Source organism: Streptococcus sanguinis, from assembly GCF_020729765.1.
In the GTDB taxonomy this organism is placed as follows: Bacteria; Bacillota; Bacilli; order Lactobacillales; family Streptococcaceae; genus Streptococcus; species Streptococcus sanguinis_Q.
Genome location: NZ_JAJEPD010000085.1, coordinates 1 through 8,062 on the forward strand (window position 1 = coordinate 1; position 8,062 = coordinate 8,062).

Genomic DNA, 8,062 nt, shown 5'->3' on the forward strand with positions numbered 1-8,062 from the left:
CCTTTGCGCCACTATGTCCTAGCTGAGGACTATCATCAGGATTATCTCAAGAAAAATCCTGGTGGCTACTGGGAAACCCATCTCGCAAAGAACATTCTCGTTCTTTTGGCAAGCCTAAGAGTTGAACCAATTCTTCTCTATCATTTTTTGCTTGCTTGAGGAGAATCATAAATTCACTATTTGCAATAATCCGTCTACCATTTGGATCTAACAATAAGGTTTCGACGTTTTGGGTTATCCCAGTCGGACTGGCTCCATATTTTCTGACACGACTCCACAATTTAAAGAAGAAATCACTGGCATATTTATCTAATAAGAGAAGCTGCATCTCATCGAAATAAATCCAGGTCTTCTTCCCTAATTTTTGATTCCGAACGACACGATTCCATATCTGATCAAAAACAACCATAAGGGCAATTTGTTTCAGCTCATCTCCTAACTTTTTAACATTATAGATTAAGAAATTGGATCCTGTTTGAATATTGGTCTTATGAGAAAAAATATCAAGAGAACCTTCAACATACAGTTCCATATCAAGTGCCAAATTCTGCGCTTCTTCTTCTGCTTGTTGGCTCAAGACAAAGACCCATTCTTCCAAAGAAGGCTCTTTAAATGACTGATAAGTGAGTCTCGTAACTCGGTCGATAATCGATTTTTCTCTCCCATCCATTTTTCTATCCAATAACTTACCGATAAAGGATAAAAGAAATTCTGATTTTACCTTTACAGGATCCTCATCCATATTTTCCTCAGACAAGTCAAGGACATTGAGATAGGTTTGGGAATCAGGCGCAATATCAATCATTTCTCCCCCAAAAGTTCGTCCAATGACACTGTACTCTGCTTCTGGATCCACGATGATAATTTCAGTATTTTCACCAGATTCCTTGATTTTGGTCGTGATAATTTCATGCTTGGTTGCCATCCCTTTCCCAGCTCCAGATGTTCCTAAAATCAGACCAGACGGTGTATTTAATAGGCTGCGATCAATGGTAATAATATTACTTGATATTTGATTGATACCGTAATATTTCCCACTACGGTCTTGTAAGTCTACTGAAGTCCAAGGTGAGTTCACTGCTACATTAGATGTTAATAAACTCCGTGATACTCCCTCTAAAAAATCACAACCAAATGGTAGCAAACTATTAAAGGCTGCTTCTTGCATATATGGTAGTTTATCAATCATTAGGTCATTTGAGCCAGCCACTTGTTGAATAGTGTCTAGTGCTTGTTTGAGTTCTTCTTCATCCTGACCAAAAACACCAATCAAGAAGACTGTTTGAAATAGTTTATCTCCTGTCTCGGTCATGGTTTTTAAGAGTTCCTCAGCTTCATCGATATTGCTTTCTAATACATGACCTACTTTTTCCAAATAGATACCTGTACGAGCAAGTTTTTGTTGTTCCCCGATCTTTTGGGATTCCATCAAGGTCTTCTTTGTTCGTAGTTTCTTCATGGCATCTGCCTTGGTCGAACTTTGAGCATGGAGGCTTACAATCAATTCCAAATCTCCTTGCATGAGGTCTCTGATAAACTGATCTCCTAATTCCATACCGTAGTCTCTCACATAGACAATCTGTAATAAACGGTCATTGATTTGTAGGTAATTCTTGTTTTTAAAATCCAAGAGATTAGGTGCTATGAAGTGACGAGTTGTCTGACCCGATCTCGTTAAATCACGGTAAGAAAAAGGAAGATGGTGTTCTCCTCTAAGCATATCGGCCAACAAGTTCACCCGTTCTTCTCCAGCCAAGGATTCAAATCGTGCATCAATTTCTGAGAAACCACTCTTGAAATATTCGCCTATTTGAGACAAGGAACGATAGGCTTGTTTGGGATTAGAATCCTTTCTACCAAAACTAATCAGTTTCACAGCTGAAAAATTATTTTCACCACTGTCTAAATTCTGATTCATCATCCGATTCAATTCTTTACGATAGCTATCATACCCATCTTCTTTTTCCTCATACAGAACACTCTGTCTAAACTTTTCTAAATTCAATCTTTTATTAAAGATGGTCAATTGGAAGTTGGTTTGATCGTCTAAAGAGTTAATCAAATCAGAATACTTCTCAATGATTGCGCCCTTATCTTCTAAACCAACAGTTTGATAATTGACATCACCAAGTAAGTAGCTTTGTGAGAAATAATCTTCTTTTACCTGCATCAGACCATTTTGATACAGGGCTTGATAGGAAAGAGTATTAGCCGTAGAAGGTAACACTTCCTCTTTTTTCCCTTTAACTTCTTCCTTTTTATTAGTCATTGAAGTTTTTTGTTTCTTTAATGTATTTGATTTTCTTTTCATGTTCAGATCCTTTCTTTCCTGTAATTGTGCGTAGGGGAACCGTTAATTCAAAATGAAGACGGTATTTCAAATAATGTTCAAAATATAAATCATTGGGTTTATAGACTCCAAAAAGCATTAGGGGGATGGTAAAAGCAAACACAAAACCGTAAACAAACCAATCTCCAAATTGCCAGAAAAAGAGATTCAAGCCCAAAACAATAATTGTGACAATAAAGGCTGGTAAAACAAAGATGATTTGTCTTGTGGTGAAACCTAACCAAGCCCTGTGTTGGTATTTTGAGATGTCTTTAAAGACACGTGTATTCATGACTTTCCTTTCTAAAAAGGCTAAGAAGCAATCACTTCCTAGCCTTTATCTAATTACATACCTAAGATTGAGCGAGCCGTACGTTGAGAACCAACGAGGGCAATAATCAGTAAGATAGCTTGTATTAAACTACCAAACATAATCGCAAGAGATTGCAGGACTCCTGCACCATTTGAAACAGCTATTTTCCCAGCAGATTCAAACAAAGGAACAAGAGAAACAATCAGAAAAATAAGAACCCCTTGTACCGCATAGACCATAATATTTTTTAAATAGCCAATACCAATAGACTTCCATTCATCACTTAAAAATGTTGGAATCGTAAGAGGGGCAAATGGGATCATAAGGTAGAGTTGAATAAATCGAATAGATACCAAAAGATTAACCATGGCTGCACTTACTATCCGAACAAGCCAAATGAGGAGGGCGAAAAAGCCTACAATCATCCGGCCAATAAAGCCTGAACCTTTTAATCCAGAGATGGTATCATACTTTGCCCCACCGTGAGCCACAATCGAGGCCACTTGTTCAATGGCATGACTCGCAATACCGATGATGGCTTCCACAATCACGGTAGTGTTGGTAATTACAACTGCGACCATAATATAACTAATCAACATCGGCGCTAATGCTTCAAAGGTCATCGCTCCACCAGAGTTAGCAATTTTCTTTGCCATCTTCGAAAATTCTAAGATGAGGACAACTGATAAAATCGCAACTCCAAGAGGCTGCATGACACTTTTAGTAATACTAGACATATAAGTCCAAACTGTTGGATTGTAGCTAGATAGGGATTTAATCAGATCTACTGTAGATTGTAAATCTACATTAAATCCTTCAAATAAATTTTCAGCTGATATTTTTTCAGATGCAAGGTAAACAAAGGGTGAGACTAAACTAAGATTCATGTCATTGTTTATCCTCCTAAATTGAAATCTGGGTTACAAAGGCTCCAGCAGCCCCGACCATAACACCACCGACAATTTCAAGAATGGCATTCCGAACACCTGGTCCACCATCTTTAATGTTGGTTGCAAGGTTGACAATCCCCACAACAACGAGAAAGGCACCAACCGCAATCAATCCCTTCTGTAACAAAGACATAGCTTGTGCAAACATAGCACTTGCGTCTACTCCATAAACAAAACCTTTAAAATGCGTAATCATCTATTTCCTCTTTTCTATTTTTATTTTAAACTAGATTCAAAAGTTAAATCACGAATTCTAAGGCCTTCAAGATGATTTTCTTGTCTTTGATTCAAAGGATTGATTTGATAGTTCCACCACCGTTCATCGGTTTCTTGATTGGCTAGGTACTTCCAGTTTGGATGCTTGGTTGAATTGTATTTTTTGCTTTTAAAGACAGGCATATTGGCAATTCGAACCAGGCATTCATGCCGTTTCATATTTCCGACTTCATCGGGTGTCATTAAATCACGAGCAATCTTTTGATGAGAAAGGGAACCTGAACCTGTCTGGCCAAAGGAACGACTAGTATTTCGAACATCAATGGTTTGTTTACCGAGTAATCCACTCATAAATTTAAATGTATCTTCATCATTACCACCTAAGTAGACTAAGCTATCACAGTTCCCCAAAATGGTTTTCCAAGCTTCTTTTTCTTTATAGAGCCCTTGAAGTTGGGCAATATTTTGAAGAATGGGAACGAGACTCATATTACGAGAACGAACTGTTGAGGTTTGTTCAGCAAAATCTGGGATTTCTCCGATATTTGCGAACTCATCTAAGTAGACTCTCACATGAAGAGGTAATTGTCCCTTAAAATCAATATCTGCTTGTCTTGTTAAGGTTTGAAATACGGTTGAAAAAAAGAGGGCTGAAAGAAAGCGAAAGGTACTATCATTATCTGGGATAACTAAGTAAACCATTGATTTTTCCTTGCCCCATGTCTTCATATCAAGGGTATCTCTTTTGGTCAAATCCATGACACTTTGAATATTGAAGAGGGCAAATTTAGCAGTGGTTACAGCTATGACAGAATCCAGAGTCTTATCCTTATAATTTTGGAAATCAGCCCAATTTCGTATGGTAAAATTTTCAGTTCCATACTTTTTAGCATAATTTTCAAATAGAATTTCTAAGACACTTTTTTCTTGATTTTCACCCTTGGATAAGTGTTTAATGAGTTTTGAGATTTCAGCAAAACTTGGATAACGTCCTCGTTTTTTTCGCTCTTCCACTTCTTTTTTTTGACCTTTCAACAAGTTTTGGTATTCCTTTTGACTTAAACGACTTTCTTTTATGAGCTGTTCTCTTGTTTTAGGTGGATTATAGAAATCTACCAAGTAGGAGGCCAAAGCACGGACTAAAGTCATAGAAGCCTCATCCCAAAATGGATCACTACGGGAGCCAGAGCCTTTGGTGTTATTAAAATAAACCGTCAGCATGCGATTCAAATCGTTTTCTGTTTCTATATAGCGAAAAGGATTAAAGCCATCTGAGTTATTCATATTGACTAAATCTAGCACCTTTACTTGGTAGCCATGTTCTAAAAAGAGTTTGCCTGTTTTCTCGGCCAAGTGATCTTTAGGATCCACCACAATATTAGAACTATTCATCTGAATTAGATTGGGTTTCACAAAGCGAAAAGTCTTCCCACTTCCTGAACCTCCTATCACCGCAATATTCTTATTTCTATCATATTGGGGTGGTTTTTTATCTAATAATGTCAGACGAACATCTTGTGCTAAGATCGTATCATGAGAAAATTCTTTACCGTAAAAGAGCTTCTTTTCTTTTAGAGTTCCAAAACGGGCGCTCCCGTATTCTACCCCTTCTCGGTATTGTTTTTTACCAGTCTCTAGATAGAGATAAACTAGTAACATCATCACAAAACCTAGTAGAAAAAAAGCACTTGATTTTCCAGTAAAAGAAACATTCCATGGCGACTGAAGAACTTCATCTTGACCTTCCATCAGGAGATGAGTCCATTTATCTAAGATATTTCCAGTATAGGAATCATACAAAAGCGTCAAACGATGAAAAAGATAGCCTAGTAAGATACCTAACAGTGAGAATAGTAGGAATTTCTTTCCACTGTACATCATCTCACCATCTCTTTCTGTTTGACGGCTCCTTCTTGTCTAAAGGTAATTTGGGATTTAGCTTCATCAATAGCATCATCTAATGACTTATCCATGGTAAAATCAGCTAATTTCTCCGGATCATTAACCATTTTTTCTAAAAGATGGTCTAAATGATTATCCAGAATCGAACGGTCTTTCGTGTAGAAATGCAGAGAATCCCCTTGCCAAGCGATGGCTAAAGGAATCTCTTCTTTTTCTAAAAAAGCTTTAAACTTCTCTATATCAATTGGTTTGTCTAAAAAATCTTTTTTCAGATTAATCGTATCAATCGAATAAGGAGATTGTAGCAATTCTTCTAATTTCTGCACTCCTACCTTATAGGCGGAATCCTGTGCTAAAGCCTGACGTCTAGACCATTCTAGAATCTTTAAGAGACTTTTTACAGTAAATAAAAGACTACGCTCAGCATATTGAACTGCCATTCGTTCCTGTTGTTCAGAGGACATCTGATGCCTCCTTCTTCACAAATAGCAGCTTTCCTTCTTTATAACGATAAGCTATCAACTTCTGACGTTGCTTAATCGACTTAACAACCTGCAGTAGATCTCTCGAATAAGGTTCTCGAAGAGTAACTTCTACTGCTTTCCCATCAAAGATACCAACTCGTTTAAATTCAATGTAGTCTTTTTTGAGATGTCCTAAGCCCATACCAAAGGGAAAGTGATGAATCAATTGGATGGTACAACCACCCTTATTTCCCATTTGTTTCAAATCATACAAGTTTACTACCTTCATGATTAACTCCTTTATCTAGTTTGTCGCATCGTTTAAGTCTGGTAACGATAAACTCCGTGTCTGTTAGAAAATTCTCACACACGTCTTGTGCCAGTTGCCCTTCACAGGGAAATACTCTCAGTCCCTACTTACACAGGCACGCTAATCAAGACGGAGTGGATTCAATTTTCAAAGAACAGGTAACTTTATTATAGATAAGAGTAGTTGAAATTTTTATCACATTTTTGGAGTTATTGGAATAAAAAAAGCAACTCACTGCTTTACGAATGAGTTACTTTTGTACTAAAATATTTGTTGCATAATTTCCCTAATAACCTGAACAGAGTTATCAAATGAGATATCTTTAGCATACTTAAATTGGCGTTGATAACGAATCCATAGCTCTTTCTGATAATCAGAAATTTCAATTCCTCTCACTTGTTCTTCCCAATTATAAATAGTATCTTTACTTTTACGTTTTTCTGCCGTATTCTCAAGTGCATTTTTTAACACTTCTAGATTAATCTCTTCTTTTCTAAGTTTATACAAGGTGAAAAGATCATATCGATCACGTGGGCGTGTCGAAGCTAATCCCCTACTGATGATCGTTTCTAACTTTTCAGCAAGTACAGTCTCTAGATTATATGTCCATATCTTGATGCTTTCATTAGTAAAGATAGAACTCATTGAATAAGTAATTTCTCTTGGTGTGATCTTATCACCAGTAGTAATATCAATAAAAACAACCTCCTTTAATGTATCGAAAGTTGCATTTAATTTTAATGAAAATCCTCCATATTCATCATCTTGGCGAATAGGTTCTAGCTTATCTACTGAAAATGAAAATCCATCAGTTTTAGAACAAAGAATCTCTTCAAAGATATGAATCAAATTTTCTTTGCTCATTTCGGTTCCCTTCAGAGTGACATCTAAATCCATTGTGGTTCGCTTATCTAGTCCAATCATTTGACCTATTAGATACCCTCCTTTTACAATGAAGGAATCTCTATAAGAACTAGTAGAAATCAGTTTTAACACTTGCTCAATTAAATAATGTTGTTGTACTTGTTGGGCTGGAATTCCCTTATCTTTTGAAATGTTTTTGATTTTTGCTTTAAAGCTATTCGCATTTGAAAACATTAAGATAGTACCTCCGTATAAGATTGTAACTTATCAGTTACTTTAAATAGCTGGGCATAATAAAATAATTTGTGTAAATAAATTTTATTTTGTTGAAAATATTTTTTAAACGCTGGTGCAATAATTTGAAGATCCACCTGATGAACTGGTCTTAGACACTCAACCAAAACTCGTTCAACTTCATAAACTTTAATAAATTGGCCAGGAAGACGCTCTATTTCAATAATTCCTTCACTATAGTGAGAGCGTAAAATAATAGGACGTATATCTGCTTCCTTAATGTTTTTGGTATTCGTACCATAAGGAAAACTCATCGTAGTGTTAAAACTGATTTCTACTAGTTCTTATAGAGATTCCTTCATTGTAAAAGGAGGGTATCTAATAGGTCAAATGATTGGACTAGATAAGCGAACCACAATGGATTTAGATGTCACTCTGAAGGGAACCGAAATGAGCAAAGAAAATTTGATTCATATCTTT

The 8,062-nt window shown here is 36.4% G+C and carries 7 protein-coding genes and 4 pseudogenes; 2 read left to right on the forward strand and 9 right to left on the reverse strand.

What is annotated here, in order from left to right; all coding sequences use genetic code 11:
• A pseudogene (locus K4H96_RS11160) lies at positions 1-69 on the forward strand (peptide-methionine (S)-S-oxide reductase); the annotation flags it as partial.
• Positions 70-94: 25 nt separating this feature from the next.
• Here the strand turns inward: K4H96_RS11160 and K4H96_RS11165 are convergent.
• From K4H96_RS11165 to K4H96_RS11205, 9 genes and pseudogenes are all read right to left on the reverse strand, one after another.
• Positions 95-2,311, reverse strand: a pseudogene (locus K4H96_RS11165) (VirB4-like conjugal transfer ATPase, CD1110 family); the annotation flags it as partial.
• Complete coding sequence (locus K4H96_RS11170) at positions 2,262-2,621, reverse strand: PrgI family protein (RefSeq protein WP_001097591.1); 360 nt, start codon at positions 2,619-2,621, stop codon at positions 2,262-2,264. The pseudogene K4H96_RS11165 and the gene K4H96_RS11170, both read right to left, overlap by 50 nt.
• A 53-nt stretch (positions 2,622-2,674) precedes the next feature.
• The gene (locus K4H96_RS11175; protein ID WP_001054256.1) at positions 2,675-3,529 is read right to left on the reverse strand and encodes a conjugal transfer protein TrbL; all 855 of its coding nucleotides are present in this window, start codon (positions 3,527-3,529) and stop codon (positions 2,675-2,677) included.
• Positions 3,530-3,545: 16 nt separating this feature from the next.
• Positions 3,546-3,788 (reverse strand): hypothetical protein, encoded by a 243-nt coding sequence (locus K4H96_RS11180; protein WP_000627865.1) that lies wholly within the window; start codon positions 3,786-3,788, stop codon positions 3,546-3,548.
• Between the two features lie 20 nt (positions 3,789-3,808).
• Positions 3,809-5,686 (reverse strand): VirD4-like conjugal transfer protein, CD1115 family, encoded by a 1,878-nt coding sequence (locus tag K4H96_RS11185; RefSeq protein ID WP_000286823.1) that lies wholly within the window; start codon positions 5,684-5,686, stop codon positions 3,809-3,811.
• The gene (locus K4H96_RS11190) at positions 5,686-6,174 is read right to left on the reverse strand and encodes a hypothetical protein (protein WP_000093683.1); all 489 of its coding nucleotides are present in this window, start codon (positions 6,172-6,174) and stop codon (positions 5,686-5,688) included. Before K4H96_RS11190 ends, K4H96_RS11185 begins: the two co-directional genes overlap by 1 nt.
• The gene (locus tag K4H96_RS11195; RefSeq protein ID WP_000869753.1) at positions 6,164-6,463 is read right to left on the reverse strand and encodes a hypothetical protein; all 300 of its coding nucleotides are present in this window, start codon (positions 6,461-6,463) and stop codon (positions 6,164-6,166) included. Before K4H96_RS11195 ends, K4H96_RS11190 begins: the two co-directional genes overlap by 11 nt.
• A 282-nt stretch (positions 6,464-6,745) precedes the next feature.
• A complete protein-coding gene (locus tag K4H96_RS11200; protein ID WP_000492396.1) occupies positions 6,746-7,582 on the reverse strand; it encodes a nucleotidyl transferase AbiEii/AbiGii toxin family protein in 837 nt (278 codons plus the stop codon).
• Positions 7,582-7,914: pseudogene (locus K4H96_RS11205) on the reverse strand (type IV toxin-antitoxin system AbiEi family antitoxin domain-containing protein); the annotation flags it as partial. The pseudogene K4H96_RS11205 and the gene K4H96_RS11200, both read right to left, overlap by 1 nt.
• Here K4H96_RS11205 and K4H96_RS11210 point away from each other — a divergent pair.
• Positions 7,901-8,062: pseudogene (locus tag K4H96_RS11210) on the forward strand (nucleotidyl transferase AbiEii/AbiGii toxin family protein); the annotation flags it as partial. The pseudogenes K4H96_RS11205 and K4H96_RS11210 sit on opposite strands and share 14 nt — an antisense overlap.

What these genes read in the sequence shown, in the direction of transcription:
- K4H96_RS11190 (WP_000093683.1), bottom strand. Translation starts at nt 6,174, where the DNA reads ATGTCCTCTGAACAACAGGAACGAATGGCAGTTCAATATGCTGAGCGT.
- K4H96_RS11200 (WP_000492396.1), bottom strand. Translation starts at nt 7,582, where the DNA reads ATGTTTTCAAATGCGAATAGCTTTAAAGCAAAAATCAAAAACATTTCA.
- K4H96_RS11185 (WP_000286823.1), bottom strand. Translation starts at nt 5,686, where the DNA reads ATGTACAGTGGAAAGAAATTCCTACTATTCTCACTGTTAGGTATCTTA.
- K4H96_RS11175 (WP_001054256.1), bottom strand. Translation starts at nt 3,529, where the DNA reads ATGAATCTTAGTTTAGTCTCACCCTTTGTTTACCTTGCATCTGAAAAA.
- K4H96_RS11180 (WP_000627865.1), bottom strand. Translation starts at nt 3,788, where the DNA reads ATGATTACGCATTTTAAAGGTTTTGTTTATGGAGTAGACGCAAGTGCT.
- K4H96_RS11195 (WP_000869753.1), bottom strand. Translation starts at nt 6,463, where the DNA reads ATGAAGGTAGTAAACTTGTATGATTTGAAACAAATGGGAAATAAGGGT.
- K4H96_RS11170 (WP_001097591.1), bottom strand. Translation starts at nt 2,621, where the DNA reads ATGAATACACGTGTCTTTAAAGACATCTCAAAATACCAACACAGGGCT.